The following is a 15323-nucleotide window of genomic DNA, read 5'->3' on the forward strand; positions in this document are numbered from 1 at the left end:
CCTACAAGAAGTAGATCAGTCCTCAAAGCCGTTCTTCAAGGCGAATGCGAACAAAATATGTCCACAGCGTTAACTCTATTTGAGCTTTGAGGTTTCACCACCGATATAGTGTTTCAAAGCTTCCGGTCCAGATGGCGACAGCAACTCATGGGCAGGGCCTTGTGCGGAAATTCGGCCATTGTCGAGAAATAGCAACAGTGCGTCGAGATAGAGCGCGTCTTCCGGCGTATGCGTGACCATCAGAACGGTCATGCCGTTTTCCTTATGCAGCTCCCGCACAAGATCAAGCATCTGGTGCCGTAGGGCAGGGCCAAGCGATGCGAAGGCTTCGTCCAGCAATAAGACGGGTCTTGCCCGTACCAGCGCGCGTGCAATTGCGACGCGCTGGCGTTCGCCACCCGAAAGCGCTTCGGGTTTGCGGCTTTCTTTGCCTTTCAGCCCCACACGCTCCAGTGCCGTCGCGATAGCGGCGCGGTCCTGCTGGTTGAGCTTCAGGTTCGGAGAGCGGCCAAGCCCGACATTCTGTTCAACGCTCAGATGAGCAAACAGATTGTTTTCCTGAAACACCATCGATACGGGCCGAGATGCTGGCGGCAGGCTTGTTACATCTTCATTGCCGATTTTGATTTGCCCTGACTGCGGGGTTTCAAAACCGGCAATCAGGTTAAGCAGAGTGGATTTGCCAGAGCCGCTTGGTCCAACAATGGCTGCAATTGCACCGCCCGGAATGGTTGCTCTGAATTCCATCACTGTTTCGCCATAGCTGAAACGCACATCATGTAGCTTGATTTCGCTGAGGCTACTCTTGCTGAGCGCATTCATGGGAGCGGTATTTCCTTTCGGGATGCGGCTGCGCGGTCGGCAATCATCATCAGACAAAGACATAAGATTCCGAGGATCAGGGCAAGGCCCGCTGCATCGAATGTGCGGTAGCTGCCCATACGCTGCAACAGCAGATAGGGTAGGGTTTGCAGCGCGTCGCTGCCAAAAAGCGCAATGGTTCCGAGATCACCAAGCGAAAGCGCCATCGCAAATGCGAATGCCATACCGAAAGGCCTGCGAATGGCTGGCCAGTCGATAAGCCGCAACCGGTTGAAGCCGGATATGCCGAGCTGCGCGCAAAGCCGATTATGACGAACAGCTGATGTATCCCATGCCGGACGCAGCAGGCGCACGGCAAAAGGCATTGCCATTGCCGCATTGACTGTCACGACCATAAAAGGAGCCATCGTGAATGGGTCGGTGAAGTGACGCAGCAAAATAAACCAGCCAGCACCAATGACGATAGGCGGCATCACAAGGATGAGGCTTGCACCTGTATCGAAGATATTAGCCAAGCGTCTGCTTTTGGTTGCTTCGCGCGCTATCACAAGGGAAAGCGACAGGATGACGGCAAGAAGCGCTGCGCCAAATCCCAGAACAATGCTGGTGCCAATAGCATTTAATACGGCTCTTTCGCTCATCAGGCGCATGAGATCAGCAGCAAGACCTGACACCACAATGCCCGCAACGGGCAAGGCCACATAGAGAAAGCCGATGCCTATCGCCACAATGTTGAAGAGGCGTTCAAGGCCGTCTGGCCTGCCATAACGGCGTGGGGCAGTGGTGAGAGTGAAACCCTCTTCCGACGGTCGACCCGTGAGGCGTAAGGCTGCGAGAATCAATATGGTGAGTGTCAGCTGCGCCAATGTGAGTGCCACGGCGCGCGCCGGATCAAAGTCGAAATGCAGGCTTTGATAGATTGCAACTTCCAGTGTCGTGGCGCGTGGTCCGCCGCCAAGTGTGAGAACCGTTGTGAAGCTCGTGACGCAGAGCATGAAGATAAGGCCGATCATGCCGGGCAGATTGCGCCTTATGGTCGGCCATTCAATCAGGCGAAAGCGAGCTGTGCCCTTCATGCCGAGTTGTGCTGCGAGTTTCCAGTAGTCAGCGGGAATCGATTCATAGGCTGCCAGAATGAGCCGCACCGCCAAGGGCATATTGAAAAATACATGCGCGATCAGAATGCCGGTCAAGCCGTAAATATCGGGTTGCACTGGGTATCCCAGCGTCTGCGACAGCTGCGCGACAAAGCCGTTGCGCCCGTAAATGCTGGTAATGCCGAGCACAGTGACAAGGGCGGGCAGGGCCAGCGGCAGCGCGAAAAGGCGCAGGATCAATCCGCGCCCCGGAAAACGGGCTTCCGAATAAAGAGCGCGCGCTACAGGAATGGCAAACAGCACTGAAATCAGGCTCGACAGAACCGCCTGCCAGATCGTGAAACGTGCAATACGCTGAAGATAGGGATCAAGAAATATTCTGAAGCTAAAGCCGCTGGCCTCAAGCCCCAGGGCGATAAGCGAGCCGCCGACCAGACTTGCCAGAAAGCCAAGCGCCAGTACGCCCGCAAGAGATTTGATTGCGGGCGTTGTCTGGACTGGCCGGGTTCTGGTCAGCGTTTCACTCATTTGCTGGAAGCTGCCAGCCATTCATCGACCCAGGCCTTGCGGTTCTTTGCGACCTCGTCTGCCGGGATGAGAAGTGTCTTTTCCGGCTTCGGCAGTTTGTCGAAGGCGGCAGCAAGAGGTGCAGATGTTTTGCCTGCCGGGAACATCCAGTTGGTTTCAGGGATTACATCCTGAAAGCCTGGGCCGGTCATGAATGCGAGGAATTTCTGCGCCAGAGGGTTCTTGGCACCCGTTGTCGTCTGGGCGGCAAGCTCGATCTGAAGGTAATTGCCTTCAGGATAGGCCAGCGCTTTATAGCGTTCCGTATTCTCGGCAATCATATGATAGGCAGGGGAGGTGGTGTAGGACAGCACCATTGGCGCTTCACCCTTGGTGAACAGGCCATAGGCTTCCGACCAGCCCGGAGTAACCGTGAGAATGCGCTTCTGCAACTTTTCCCATGTTTCGCCTGCCTGATCGCCATAGACCGATTTGATCCAGAGCAGAATGCCGAGGCCCGGTGTCGATGTACGCGGATCCTGAATGACTATCTTTTGCGAAGGATCGCCTTCGACCAGCTCTTTCAGGCTTTTGGGCGGATTTGGCAGTTTCTCGGAATCATAGACGATGGCGAAATAGCCGTAATCATAAGGTACGAAAATATCGTCCTTGAAGTCGCCCGGCACTTTGACATTGGAAAGATCAATGCCGCTTGGCGCGAAGTAGCCCGTGGCGCGTGCTTCCGTGGTCAGGTTCGTGTCGAGGCCAAGGACGATGTCTGCTTTGGTATTGCCGCCTTCAAGCTTCAGGCGATTGAGCAGTGCTACACCATCAGCCGATGCAACCCATTCCAGCTCGCAATCGCATTCTTTCTCGAAGTTTTCCTTGACCTTTGGGCCTGGACCCCACTCGGAAACGAAGCTGTCATAGGTATAGATGGTCAGCTTGTCTTTGGCCTGTGCAACAGGCGCAAAGGCAAAAGCTGCGGTCAGCGACAGGGTAAGCAGAGATAAAAGCCGCATAACGGCATTCCTTTCTTTTATTCGAAAAGATTGAGCGCCGCTTGGGAAATCGGTCAGCATCTAATCCCTCCGCCGGTACAAACCGGATCAGGTTCAGCGGGTTAGCCGGAGTGCGGCCTCTCAGCCATTCAGAGATTGAATGGCACCCCGTTAGAGCAGGGCTGACAATAGATGTTTGCATCACGAAGGGCAAGGGATCGCAATGCGGGCTTTCAGCTATAATTTCTGCATGTTATGAGCGGTTTATGAGCACATTTGTCATTCTACTCGGCGGCGATCTCGTCGTCACGGATCGCCTGAAAAGCCAGATTGCAGGAGCGCGTGTTCTTGCGGCAGACAGTGGCATACGTCATGCGGCCGCGCTGGACGTGGAGCCGGAACTGTGGCTGGGGGATTTCGATTCCGCTTCCGATGCTTTGCAAAAGCAGTATGCCCATGTGCCGCAGAAGAGTTTCCCGCGCGCCAAAGACATGACCGATGGTGAGCTTGCGCTGTCGGAAGCCTATGAGCGTGGCGCCGAAAAGGTCATTTTGTGCGGTGCTTTTGGCGGCGCCCGCACCGATCATACGCTGTTGCACCTCACCATGGCGACAGCTCAGGCAGCGGACGGTCGCAACATTCTTCTCTCAAGTGGAGAGGAAGAAGCATGGCCGCTGGTGCCGGGTGATTATCTCTATGATTTTGCAGACGGCACATCGTTCAGCGTCATAAACTTCTGCACAGTTGAAGGTTTGTCGATCAAAAATGCCGAGTGGCCGTTAGATAATGTGACACTGCCTTTCGGCTCTTCCTGGACCGTATCCAACATTGTGCGTGGAACTCTTTGTGTTTCCGTGCGTTCTGGTCTTGCGATACTCGTAGCTAACTTTGGTGAAGAGACCCCGCTTTAGGATGGCTGCTAACCTTACCAATTGAAACTGCTTGACGCTGACGGTCGAAACGTATTGTAACTGTTCCCAAGCGGGTAAGATCTGCTTTACGCCGAAATTGGGGACGCAAAGTCGGTGTTGGTGTAACTTTAAGTAGGAGATTGTTTCATGAAATCACGTCTTTCCATGATTGCAATCGTCGGCGCGCTTGCGTTCTCAACAGCAGCATGCACGACGGCTGAACAGCGTACTGCCGGCTATGGCGTTGGTGGTGCAGCTCTTGGTGCGCTCGCTGGCGGTGCAATTGGCGGCAACGGTCGCGGTGCTCTGGCTGGTGCAGCTATCGGTGGCGTCGCTGGTACGCTTCTCGGTGCAGCACAGACCCGTAATGGCGTTCAGTACTGCCGTTACCGCGACAATTACGGTCGCACATACGAAGCACCTTGTAACTAATGTGCCCAAGCCGCTGAGCGGTTTTGAATTCAACAAACAGGCCGGGGAAACCCGGCCTGGTTCTTTTTTGGCCATACCCATTTGACAGAATGCGTTTTGTCCTCGACAAGCAGGGCAGAAATTTCAACGGCATTTTTCAAAGAGAACCATGGCACCTCCGCTTCTTCGCCTCGATCAGATCAAGCTAACCTTTGGCGGCACGCCGCTGCTTGAGGACGCAGCCCTCTCGGTTAGCGAGGGCGACCGCATCGCGCTGGTCGGACGCAATGGTTCCGGCAAATCCACTCTGCTTAAAATTGCCGCCGGTATGGTCGAAGCGACCTCTGGCGAAATCTACAAGCATCCGGGTGCCACTATCCGTTATCTGCCGCAGGTGCCTGATCTTGATGGCTTTGCCAATGTCCGCGCTTATGTGGACGCCGGTCTTGGACCAACAGACGATCCGCATCGTGTGACCTATCTGCTGGAACATCTGGGGCTTACCGGTGAGGAAAAGCCCGATCATCTGTCAGGCGGTGAAGCACGTCGTGCAGCACTTGCCCGCGTGATTGCTCCTCAGCCTGATGTATTGTTGCTCGATGAGCCGACCAACCATCTCGATCTGACAACGATTGAATGGCTTGAAGGTGAGCTGCGTCAGATCCGTTCAGCCATCGTTCTAATCTCGCACGACCGCCGCTTTCTGGAGAATGTCAGCCGTTCGACAGTCTGGCTTGATCGCGGCCTTACCCGCCGCATCGATCAGGGCTTTGGTCATTTCGAGGAATGGCGTGACAAGGTTCTCGAAGAAGAAGAACGCGACCATCACAAGCTTGGGCGTCAGATTGCGCGCGAGGAACATTGGTTGCGCTATGGCGTAACCGCTCGCCGCAAGCGCAATATGCGCCGTCTTGGTGAGCTGCATTCCATGCGCGCTGATTTCCGCAATCACCGCAAGGCACAGGGTACAGCTGTTCTGGCAGCCAGTGATTCCAAGGAATCCGGCAAGCTGGTGATTGAAGCAAAGAAGCTGAACAAGGCTTATGGCGAACGCGTTCTCGTTCAGGATTTTTCGACGCGTGTTCAACGTGGCGACCGTATCGGTCTTGTTGGCCCAAACGGCGCAGGCAAGACGACGCTTTTGTCGATGCTGACCGGCAAGCTTGAGCCTGATTCCGGTACATTGCGTCTTGGCGTCAATCTGGAAATGGCCGAGCTCGATCAAAAGCGTGAAAGCCTGAACCTTGATGACACGCTCGCGCATTATCTCACAGACGGGCGTGGCGAAAGCCTCGTGGTCAATGGCGAGCAGCGCCATGTCGTTTCCTACATGAAAGACTTCCTGTTCCAGCCGGAACAAGCGCGGACACCAATCCGCGAACTTTCCGGTGGTGAGCGGGCACGTCTGATGTTGGCGCGCGTTCTGGCACGGCCTGCCAATCTGCTGATCCTTGACGAGCCTACCAACGATCTCGACATGGAAACGCTCGATCTGTTGCAGGAACTGGTTTCCGGCTTTCCGGGAACGGTCATTCTTGTGAGCCACGACCGCGATTTCCTTGATCGCACGGTAACGTCTGTAATCGCGCCGGAAGGTGATGGTAACTGGCTCGAATATGCCGGTGGCTATGCCGATATGATGGCACAGCGTAAAGAGCAGGCGCTGGCAAAACGCAACGTCAAGACGACGACAGCTCGCACTGACGAAAAGGGTGGGGATGCACCGCAGCCCAAACGTGATGAAAAGCGCAAGCTTTCCTATAAGCAGAAATTCGCGCTCGAAACCTTACCCGGCAAAATGGATGCTTTGGCAAAGGAAATGACTGTGCTGGAAGGTAAGCTTGCCGACCCGCAACTTTATGCCAAAGACCCTACGCTTTTTGCAAAGACTGCCGATCTTCTTGAAAAGAAGCGCTCTGAACACTCTGCCATGGAAGAAGAATGGCTGGAGCTGGAGATGTTGCGCGAAGAACTGGAAGGGTAATTTACCCTTCCGTTTCGTTTCTGGTTAAGCGCTTGCCTTGTCGAGCAGGGCAATCGCTTCAGCATCCAGCTTGATCTGTGCGGCATCGAGCAGCTCATTGAGCTGGGTGAGGCGCGTGGCGCTGGCGATTGGTGCCGTAATGGATGGTCTCGCAATTAGCCAGGCAATTGCGATTTGCGCCGGTTTAGCGTCATTGGCACGAGCAACCTGATCAAGTGCCGCAATAATCCGCGACCCGCGATCCGTCAGGTATTTCTCTACCGTCTGACCGCGCGCACTCTGGCCGAGATCGTCTTTTGAGCGGTATTTGCCGGTCAGGAAGCCGGAAGCCAGCGAATAATAATTGATAACGCCCAACTCATTGTCGCGGCAGATCGCTTCAAGTCCATCCTCAAAAGCCGATCTGTCATAGAGATTGTAAAGCGGCTGCAAGGTTTCATAGCGCGGTAGGCCATGCTTCTTCGCAACATCAAGCGATTCTGTCAGACGTTCCGGTGTCAGATTGGATGCGCCGATTGCGCGGACTTTACCGGCCTTGATCAGCTCCTGATAGATGCCAAGAACATCTTCAAACGGCGTTTCGGGATCATCCCAGTGCGACTGGTAAAGATCGATATAGTCTGTTTGCAGCCGTTTGAGGGAGGCATCGACGGCTTTGCGGATATAGCTTGGTGAAAGGCCTTTTTCGTCGGGGCCCATTTCAGAACCGACCTTGGTGGCAATCACAACTTTGTGGCGCAGGCCGCGGGATTTCAGCCAGTTGCCAATAATAGTTTCGGATTCACCGCCGATATTGCCTGGTGCCCATGCGGAATACACGTCCGCAGTATCGATGAAATTGAGACCGGCATCGACAAAACGGTCGAGAAGCGAAAATGATGTTGCTTCATCGACCGTCCAGCCAAACACATTGCCGCCAAAACAAAGCGGCGAAACCTCGAGTTCAGTACGTCCGAGTTTTCTAAACTCCATGGACCCTATCCCCTTCCTGTGTGTACGAATTCCGGCGAATTCGCAGGGCTTCGATTTCAGGAAGAAGCAACAGGCCGGACGCACCGCGCCCTAAATGTCAGCCCATACCAAGTGCATCCATATAAAGCTGGAGCATGGCTTCTTCTTCCTGACGTTCATGGTCTTCTTTTTTACGCAGACGAATAATGGTCCTTACGACCTTGCTGTCAAACCCCGAACCCTTCAATTCCGCGTAAACTTCCTTGATATCGTCGCCGATGGTCTTTTTTTCTTCTTCAAGACGCTCGATGCGCTCGATGAAAGCACGCAACTGGCCTACGGCGATGGTCTGGGCTTCGCTGGTAATGTCGTCGCTCACGCGTTTCTCCAATTCAAAGTCGATTATGAATGCGGGTCAAAGGTCATCCGTTACAGGAACAGGACCGTTGCCGAAAGTTGGACTTAGTTTTTCTGCGAGTCGCAGGCAAAATTAAGAGCCAGTGGGCTTGGAAATGCACTTTTTATCGTCGACGGGCTGTGGATAGCGGGCAAAGCGTCAGTCTGTCAGATGTGGAACCGGGCCTGAACGCGAACCATAATGGCGGATTTCGTGGATTTCCGGCATTGCGTTGATGGCATTAAGCATGGGGGCAAGCCGATCGGCCCATTCACGCGCACCCGCCTTGTCAGCAATCAGATCCTGACGCACTTCAATCAGAACATGCGCATAGCCACGCGCCGTTGCATGACGATACATCGCATCGTTTTTAAGTGCGCCATCATAAGGCTCATTATCACCGACAATGAGGTCCGGCTCTTCGCGTAGCATGGAAAGCAGTGGTGTAACAGCGCGCGGATCAGAATCCCAAAGCAATCCGATTTGCCACGGACGATCCCTGCCGCGCCAGTTTGGCGTGAACGAATGGATCGAGACGATGAATGGGGCTTTCCCGCTTTCGGCTGCAACCCGCGTGCTCATGGATGCAACAGCATCATGATAGGGGCGATAGAAGCGGTCGAGGCGGATTTCACGCTGTTCGGGCGACATCGGATAATTGCCGGAGATCACCGCCCCATCAGACAATTGCATGATAAGCGTCGGATCGTCTTCGCCGCGATTGGGATCGATCAGCAGGCGTGAAAAGCCACCCATGACGGCTGGTGCATCAAGCTTCGCAGCCAATTGACGTGTCAGTTCCTCAACGCCGATATCATAGGCGATATGCCGCTCGAACTCGCTTTGCGCCAGGCCAAGGCTACCATATTCAGCCGGCAAATCACGGCGGGCATGGTCGGCGGTCAACAGCAGGCCGAGGCTGAGATTGCCGTCGACCTGATAGACGGGGGAAAAGGACGGATCACATGACATGGATGCAGCTTCTTAGGTAGGATTTCTGTCATAAATCACAAGTAGTTTCAGCTCTGTCATGAGAAAGCCGGGATTGCAACGATCATTCTCAAAAGAATGAGGAAGGAGTTTCCGGAATGCGGCAAAGGAACGAATCTAATCGTTTAAATCGAGCTGAAATCGCTATGCAGTTCGAATGGAAATGCTGTAACTGATTTGTTCTCTCCGGGATTGCGTTGACATCAAAGGCGAAACTGCCGAAAAGAGAGCGACCGAAAGAGGATTTCCTTGCGTGAGACAAAAGCGATTGCGGGCTGAAGGAGTTCGGCGAATGCGACTTCCAATGTTTTTGGGTTTGTTTTCCAGTGTGCTGATTGGTGCTCTGGGGATGACATCCATGGAAGCGCGGGCCGATTTTCGAGTATGCAACTCAACCCAGAATCTCGTTGGCGTTGCCATTGGCTACAGAGCCAAAGCTGGTTGGGTGACGGAGGGCTGGTGGCACATTGATGGTTCCACCTGCAAAACCCTGATCGAAGGGCCTCTGACCTCGCGCTATTATTATCTTTACGCTGAGGATTCTCAGAGTGGTGGTCGCTGGGAAGGCAAAGTGAACATGTGTGTGGCGGAAAAGGAATTCCGCATCACTGGTGTTCAGGACTGTTTTGCACGCGGGTTTCAACGCAATGGCTTCCAGGAATACGATACCGGGGAACAATCGAGCTGGATGGTACAGCTCACCGATGAAACGCCGTTAGAAAACTCCACAGTTACAGGAACGAATAACCAATGAAACGCAACCGCAAGGTCAAGATTCTCGCCACACTCGGCCCGGCGTCAGGCGAGGAATCCGTTATCCGCAAGCTTTTTGAAGCTGGCGCAGACGTCTTCCGTATCAATATGAGCCATGCGGATCATGATCTGATGCGCACGCTCGTCAAGCGTATCCGTAATGTGGAAAAGGAACTGGGTCGCCCGATCGGTATTCTGGCCGACCTTCAGGGTCCAAAGCTGCGCGTTGGCAAGTTCAAGAATACAAAGGTCGCACTCGTTGCAGGCCAGACTTTCACGCTCGACAACAATGAAGAGCTTGGCGACGAAACCCGCGTCTATCTTCCGCATCCGGAAATTCTGGAAGCTGTTGAGCCGGGCCACCGTCTTCTCATCGACGATGGCAAGCTGGAACTGATTGCCGAAGCAAGCGACGGCAAGTCGATCCGCTGCAAGGTTGTTGCAGGCACCAGCATTTCGGATCGTAAGGGCGTCAGCCTGCCGGATACCACGCTGGGTGTCGGCGCACTGACAGAAAAAGACTTCAAAGATTTTCATGCTGTTTTGCAGGAAGAAATTGACTGGGTTGCCCTGTCGTTCATTCAGCGCCCTGAAGATCTGATCGAAGCACGCAAGATTTCGGGCGGCAAGGTCGGCCTGATGTCGAAGATCGAAAAGCCGCAGGCTGTGACCCGTCTTGATGAGATCATTGAGCTCTCTGACGCGATCATGGTTGCGCGTGGCGATCTCGGCGTTGAAATGCCGCTGGAAAGCGTTCCCGGCATTCAGAAGCAGATGATCCGCAAGGCACGCCGCGCTGGTAAGCCAGTTGTGGTTGCCACGCAGATGCTTGAATCGATGATAACTGCACCGGTTCCGACACGCGCTGAAGTATCGGACGTTGCGACCGCAGTGTTTGAAGGTGCTGACGCTGTCATGCTTTCGGCAGAATCTGCTTCCGGTCAGTATCCGGTTGAAGCTGTCGCAACCATGAACCGCATCGCGGAAAAGGTCGAACGTGAGCCGACCTATCCGGGCATTCTCGATGCACAGCGCGCAATCCCAGAACCAACCGGTTCTGACGCGATTGCCCTTGCTGCTCGTCAGATCGCTGAAACGCTTAACCTGTCGGCTATCGTCACCTATACGGCTTCGGGTGCAACGGGTCTGCGCGCTGCGCGAGAACGCCCACGCACGTCAATCATCGCACTGTCGCCGATTGTTGAAACCGCACGCCGTCTTTCGGTTGTCTGGGGTCTGCATTGTGTTGTGACTGAAGATGCACACGATCTGGAAGACATGGTCGACCATGCTTGTCAGGTCGCCTTCAAGGAAGAGTTCGGCAAGGCTGGTGATCGTCTGATCGTCACCGCAGGCGTACCATTCGGAACGCCAGGTGCCACCAACCTCCTACGCATCGCCTATATCGGCGCCGACGGTCAGTCTTCCACTGACTAAACTGTCGGTATTCGGTTTTTAGAGCGCCGTGCGTCCTATTGGACGCACAAAGGACGCTCTAAATTATTGAAACTACGCATCGTGCTTTCCAAAAATCATTTCCGATTTTTGGGTCGATGCTGGATTGGCCTGCAAATGGCGTGATTTTTCGCTTCCGGTGCTCACGTACGTTAAGTACGCTGCGCGCCGGTTCTCAAATCCCACCATTTTCGGCTCACCATAATTCCGAATTCCATCCAGTTTTGTGTGGGCTTCATATAAAAGAAAAAACGCGCTCCTTTCGGGGCGCGTTTTTGTTTGGTCTGTCATGTGAGAATCAGGTGCGGGTGTCGCTTAGCTCTTCCGTGAGATCGAGCAAGCTCTTCTGAGCATCTCGCATCATAGGATTGATCTGCAGCGCCTGCTCATAGGCTTTCAAAGCCTGTTCCTTCAGCCCACGCGCGCGCAGGATCTCCGCCATGCCTGTCAGGGCACCGTAGTGGCGCGGCTCAAGCTCCAGAGTACGATTGATGTCGTACATGGCGTGCGCATAGTCGTTACGCAGGAAATAGACGGTGGCGCGACGGTTCCATGCTTCTGCATAGTCCGGATTGAGCGCAATGGCTTCATTCAGGAAATCGAGCGCCGATGTGTAACGCTTTTCCAGCATGGCAGCACTTGCCCACTGAATGAGAAGATCAATCGTCGCGCTGCCTGACTGCGACCAGATCTGATTAATCTGGACGGTGAGCCGACGTGCCTTGGTTTCGTCAGAGGTGCGCTTGAGATCGGCAAATAGCTTGTCGAGGCGCTCTTCCGGCGTTTGTTCGGCTTGATTTTGTTCTTTGGGAGCAGGCTTCTGGTCGCTGTCAGTGCCAACCTGCACCGGCGTAATCGGTGCTGTCAGGGAAGGCTTGGTTTCGGCATAGGTCGAAGACGCACTGATCAGGGCCGAAAGGCCAAGCGTAATCGGAAGCGAAGAATTGTTCAGATAAGCAAAAACGTTCCGCATGCGCATAATTTTCATTATACGCAGCGGAACGTCAAATGCAAAATCAGAAATAAGATTAGCCCTGACGTGCCTTGAAGCGCGGAGCAGTCTTATTGATGATGTAAACGCGGCCCTTGCGGCGAACGAGCTGGCAGTCACGATGACGGGCCTTGAGCGCCTTGAGCGAATTCTTGATCTTCATGTCAATCACCGGTCTTGGTTGGCCCATCGACATGACATGTCTCGGGGCTTCATAAAAACAGGCGCCCAAGGCGCCAATTGGTTACAGGCAGTATTCCTGCCCGAAGGGTTGGCCGAAATACACAATATTCCAGCCAAATGTCAACTCCTGCGCCGCAGATTCACGAAGTCAGGTTCGGAAAATCTTGGTCTCAGGGGCTGTTCAGGGAAGAATCTGACAGATTCCTCCGTGAAGTTTAGTTTGCACGGGGCTTTATGCGGGTTACATGACCCATCTTGCGGCCGGGGCGCGCTTCTTTCTTACCGTAGAGGTGCAGCACAGCATTCGATTCTGCGAGAATCGCTGGCACCTTTTCGACGTCATCGCCGATCAGATTCTCCATCACACAATCCGAATGGCGCACGGTGTCGCCCAGCGGGAGGCTTGCAACGGCGCGAATGTGCTGCTCGAACTGCGAGATCGCGCAAGCGGCTTCCGTCCAGTGGCCGGAATTGTGAACGCGTGGTGCAAATTCATTGGCAAGCAGTGTGCCATCTGCGAGGACGAAGAATTCGAGACCAAGCACACCGACATAATCAAGCGCATGCAGGAGCTTCTCAGCGGCTTTGCTGGCAGCTTCTGCTGTCTGAGCCGAGATGGCGGCTGGAACCGTCGAGGTTGCGAGAATGCCGTCCTTATGAACGTTCTCCGAAATATCGAAGATTGCGACATTGCCGTCGCGATCACGGGCTGCAATGACCGAGACTTCGCGCTCGAATGCGACAAAGCCTTCGAGAATTGCTGGTGCGTGCTTGATTGTCTCAAGTGCTGCATGCGCTTCATTCTCATCAAGCGACGTCAGGCGAACCTGCCCCTTGCCGTCATAGCCGAGACGGCGGGTTTTCAGAATGCCGCGTTCTCCCAAAGCACCGAGCGCTGCAATGAGCGTTTCTTCATCATCGACAAGGCGCCAGGGCGCAGTCTCAATACCGCTTTCATTGAGGAACTGCTTCTCGGTGAAGCGATCCTGCGAGATTTCAAGCGCTGCCGGTGGTGGGAAAACGAGCGCCGATTCTGCAAGCTTGTCTGCTGCCGATACCGGCACGTTCTCGAATTCATAGGTGATAACGTCGGAGGCCGCCGCAAGCTCAGCAAGAGCAGTGGGATCATCATAGGCTGCAATGATCTGGCGATTTGCCACCTGAGCCGCCGGGCAATCTGCCTGTGGCTCCAGAATGACCGTCTCATAGCCAAGGCGTGCGGCTGCCATGGCCAGCATACGACCCAACTGGCCGCCGCCGATAATGCCGATCGTTGATCCAGCCTTCAGTGCGGAATTTGCCATATCAGACCTCGTCCGATGGGCGTTCAGCGACGCTTTCGGTTTGCGCTGTGCGCCATTCGTCAAGACGGGCAGCCAGTGCATCGTCGTAAAGTGCGAGAACGGCTGCTGCAAGCAGAGCAGCATTGACGGCACCGGCGCGACCGATAGCGAGCGTGCCGACCGGAATACCTGCTGGCATCTGCACAATCGAAAGGAGAGAGTCCTGTCCGGAAAGTGCTTTTGACTGCACGGGCACACCAAAGACTGGAAGAGGGGTCATGGCTGCTGCCATGCCGGGAAGGTGAGCTGCGCCACCGGCGCCGGCGATCACGACCTTGAAGCCCTCAGCCTTTGCGCCTTTGGCGAAAGCGACGAGGCGGTCTGGTGTGCGATGCGCAGAGACGATGCGGGCGTCAAACGAAATGCCGAGAGCCTCCAGTGTGTCTGCTGCATGACGCATGGTTTCCCAATCGGACTGGCTGCCCATGATGATGGCGACGTCTGCACTCACGCTCATTGATCCTTCCTGCTCCGCTTCAATCGTTTGGTGGTTGGTATATTGAAAAACAAAGCCGGGCGAACCCCGGCTGTAAAACGTCTTTTGTCAGATGCTCAGGCGATGATGTCAGGGATGACCTGATCTTCCATTTCCTGCAGCTTGTCCTTGATAGCGAGTTTTTTCTTTTTCATGCGCTGAATGCGCAGCTGATCGCAGCCCACCTGCATCATGGCGTTTATGGCTGCATCGAAATCCGCGTGTTCCTGTTTCAGACGTGCTACGGCCAATCTGATTTCGGCCTGTTCCTGATCGGACATGCGGTTTGCCCCGTATTGTTCCAGAATGATATTACGGGCCGCACCAGATTGGGGCAGACCCGTTTCGAGCGAAGCCTTTATCACATTTTTCGTGATTGGAAAATGCTACCAAAACAAATTCGACTTTCCACCAAACTCATGCCACAGTGTCATTGTTCTGTCATGAACAACGGTTGCCGGAAGTTTCGACTGACAAACTGTTGAATGGCAGCCGGGACTGCGTAATTGGCCAGGATAACAGGAGGTGTACCGGGCGTTTGCGCAGGTGAGAGCGGATGGAGCCATTCTGTTGGCAAAACTGCTACATGGCTCTGTCCTTTGGGTAATCATTCAAAGGAGAATTGATGATGGCTATCGAGTCCCATCTTGCCACGCTTGAACAGAAGCACGGCGCTTTGGAAGAGGAAATCTCCGAGGCTTTAGCGTCACCGGCAATTGATGACCTGCATGTTACTTCTCTCAAGCGCAAGAAACTCGTTCTCAAGGAGCAGATCGAGAAACTTAAAACTCAGGTGACACGACATTAAACACAGGAGTTTTAAACGGTATTTCAATCGCCGTTGGTGATGATCAACAGGATGGTACTGTTACTGATATTGGCGGCTGTGCAACAGCCGCCGCACATCAGCTTTTAAAATCAAATGATTTTGCAAAGGTGCTCACCATAGAGCATTTCCTGTTTTTATCGCATTATCCCACGCAAAACCGCTTCGCAATTTTGCCGAAAATGCTTTAAAAGACACCGAAGAAAGCAGCGAATATTCGCTGCTT

At 54.1% G+C, this 15323-nt stretch carries 18 protein-coding genes and 1 riboswitch; of the genes, 6 read left to right on the top strand and 12 right to left on the bottom strand.

The features are described 5' to 3' along the window. Positions 1 to 75: 75 nt before the first annotated feature. From thiQ to thiB, 3 genes are read right to left on the bottom strand one after another with little or no spacing between them, the layout of a single operon-like run. On the bottom strand, positions 76 to 822 hold the full coding sequence (gene thiQ / locus QSJ70_RS19515) for a thiamine ABC transporter ATP-binding protein (protein ID WP_285538885.1): 747 nt from the start codon (positions 820 to 822) through the stop codon (positions 76 to 78). Then, a complete protein-coding gene (gene thiP / locus QSJ70_RS19520; RefSeq protein ID WP_285538887.1) occupies positions 819 to 2468 on the bottom strand; it encodes a thiamine/thiamine pyrophosphate ABC transporter permease ThiP in 1650 nt (549 codons plus the stop codon). The genes thiQ and thiP overlap by 4 nt, the downstream gene beginning before the upstream one ends. After that, positions 2444 to 3448 carry a thiamine ABC transporter substrate binding subunit gene (gene thiB / locus QSJ70_RS19525; protein WP_285538889.1) on the bottom strand — a complete coding sequence of 335 codons (1005 nt, stop codon included), beginning with the start codon at positions 3446 to 3448 and terminating at the stop codon, positions 2444 to 2446. The genes thiP and thiB overlap by 25 nt, the downstream gene beginning before the upstream one ends. 47 nt (positions 3449 to 3495) lie before the next feature. Continuing rightward, positions 3496 to 3608: riboswitch (TPP riboswitch) on the bottom strand. 85 nt (positions 3609 to 3693) lie between these two features. On the opposite strand from thiB, the gene QSJ70_RS19530 reads away from it, so the two are divergent. The 3 genes from QSJ70_RS19530 (at position 3694) to QSJ70_RS19540 (ending at position 6733) form a co-directional block, all read left to right on the top strand. Then, positions 3694 to 4338: a thiamine diphosphokinase gene (locus QSJ70_RS19530; RefSeq protein ID WP_007876738.1), complete on the top strand. Its 645-nt coding sequence runs from the start codon at positions 3694 to 3696 to the stop codon at positions 4336 to 4338. A gap of 147 nt (positions 4339 to 4485) precedes the next feature. Beyond that, a complete protein-coding gene (locus QSJ70_RS19535) occupies positions 4486 to 4770 on the top strand; it encodes a YMGG-like glycine zipper-containing protein (protein ID WP_200637373.1) in 285 nt (94 codons plus the stop codon). Positions 4771 to 4918: 148 nt separating this feature from the next. Continuing rightward, positions 4919 to 6733: an ABC-F family ATP-binding cassette domain-containing protein gene (locus tag QSJ70_RS19540; RefSeq protein ID WP_285538896.1), complete on the top strand. Its 1815-nt coding sequence runs from the start codon at positions 4919 to 4921 to the stop codon at positions 6731 to 6733. A 24-nt stretch (positions 6734 to 6757) separates the two neighbouring features. Here QSJ70_RS19540 and QSJ70_RS19545 read toward each other — a convergent pair whose 3' ends face one another. The 3 genes from QSJ70_RS19545 to QSJ70_RS19555 form a co-directional block, all read right to left on the bottom strand. Continuing rightward, entirely contained in the window at positions 6758 to 7705 is a 948-nt protein-coding gene (locus tag QSJ70_RS19545; protein WP_064321069.1) for an aldo/keto reductase, read from the bottom strand. A gap of 97 nt (positions 7706 to 7802) precedes the next feature. After that, positions 7803 to 8063: a DUF2312 domain-containing protein gene (locus QSJ70_RS19550; protein WP_007876730.1), complete on the bottom strand. Its 261-nt coding sequence runs from the start codon at positions 8061 to 8063 to the stop codon at positions 7803 to 7805. Between the two features lie 177 nt (positions 8064 to 8240). After that, complete coding sequence (locus QSJ70_RS19555; RefSeq protein WP_231195309.1) at positions 8241 to 9053, bottom strand: N-formylglutamate amidohydrolase; 813 nt, start codon at positions 9051 to 9053, stop codon at positions 8241 to 8243. A 310-nt stretch (positions 9054 to 9363) separates the two neighbouring features. Here QSJ70_RS19555 and QSJ70_RS19560 point away from each other — a divergent pair, with 310 nt between their 5' ends. Next, a complete protein-coding gene (locus QSJ70_RS19560) occupies positions 9364 to 9825 on the top strand; it encodes a DUF1036 domain-containing protein (protein ID WP_079212284.1) in 462 nt (153 codons plus the stop codon). Next, on the top strand, positions 9822 to 11261 hold the full coding sequence (gene pyk / locus QSJ70_RS19565) for a pyruvate kinase (RefSeq protein WP_064321066.1): 1440 nt from the start codon (positions 9822 to 9824) through the stop codon (positions 11259 to 11261). The genes QSJ70_RS19560 and pyk overlap by 4 nt, the downstream gene beginning before the upstream one ends. A 72-nt stretch (positions 11262 to 11333) precedes the next feature. Here the strand turns inward: pyk and QSJ70_RS19570 are convergent, their stop codons facing one another. From QSJ70_RS19570 to QSJ70_RS19595, 6 genes are all read right to left on the bottom strand, one after another. Further along, positions 11334 to 11570, bottom strand: a complete 237-nt coding sequence (locus QSJ70_RS19570) for a hypothetical protein (RefSeq protein ID WP_285538902.1) — start codon at positions 11568 to 11570, stop codon at positions 11334 to 11336. 7 nt (positions 11571 to 11577) lie between these two features. Continuing rightward, the gene (locus tag QSJ70_RS19575) at positions 11578 to 12258 is read right to left on the bottom strand and encodes a tetratricopeptide repeat protein (RefSeq protein WP_502871700.1); all 681 of its coding nucleotides are present in this window, start codon (positions 12256 to 12258) and stop codon (positions 11578 to 11580) included. A 49-nt stretch (positions 12259 to 12307) separates the two neighbouring features. Then, positions 12308 to 12433, bottom strand: a complete 126-nt coding sequence (ykgO, locus tag QSJ70_RS19580; protein ID WP_002967908.1) for a type B 50S ribosomal protein L36 — start codon at positions 12431 to 12433, stop codon at positions 12308 to 12310. A gap of 235 nt (positions 12434 to 12668) precedes the next feature. Next, positions 12669 to 13757, bottom strand: a complete 1089-nt coding sequence (locus tag QSJ70_RS19585; protein ID WP_285538904.1) for a 5-(carboxyamino)imidazole ribonucleotide synthase — start codon at positions 13755 to 13757, stop codon at positions 12669 to 12671. A gap of 1 nt (position 13758) precedes the next feature. Continuing rightward, on the bottom strand, positions 13759 to 14247 hold the full coding sequence (purE, locus tag QSJ70_RS19590) for a 5-(carboxyamino)imidazole ribonucleotide mutase (RefSeq protein WP_007876693.1): 489 nt from the start codon (positions 14245 to 14247) through the stop codon (positions 13759 to 13761). A gap of 101 nt (positions 14248 to 14348) precedes the next feature. Continuing rightward, positions 14349 to 14552, bottom strand: a complete 204-nt coding sequence (locus tag QSJ70_RS19595) for a YdcH family protein (RefSeq protein ID WP_007876691.1) — start codon at positions 14550 to 14552, stop codon at positions 14349 to 14351. A gap of 344 nt (positions 14553 to 14896) precedes the next feature. On the opposite strand from QSJ70_RS19595, the gene QSJ70_RS19600 reads away from it, so the two are divergent. Then, positions 14897 to 15079, top strand: coding sequence for a YdcH family protein (locus tag QSJ70_RS19600; RefSeq protein WP_171380027.1), 183 nt, complete (start codon positions 14897 to 14899; stop codon positions 15077 to 15079). Positions 15080 to 15323 lie beyond the last annotated feature (244 nt).

Source organism: Brucella sp. NBRC 12950, assembly GCF_030268145.1.
GTDB lineage: Bacteria > Pseudomonadota > Alphaproteobacteria > Rhizobiales > Rhizobiaceae > Brucella.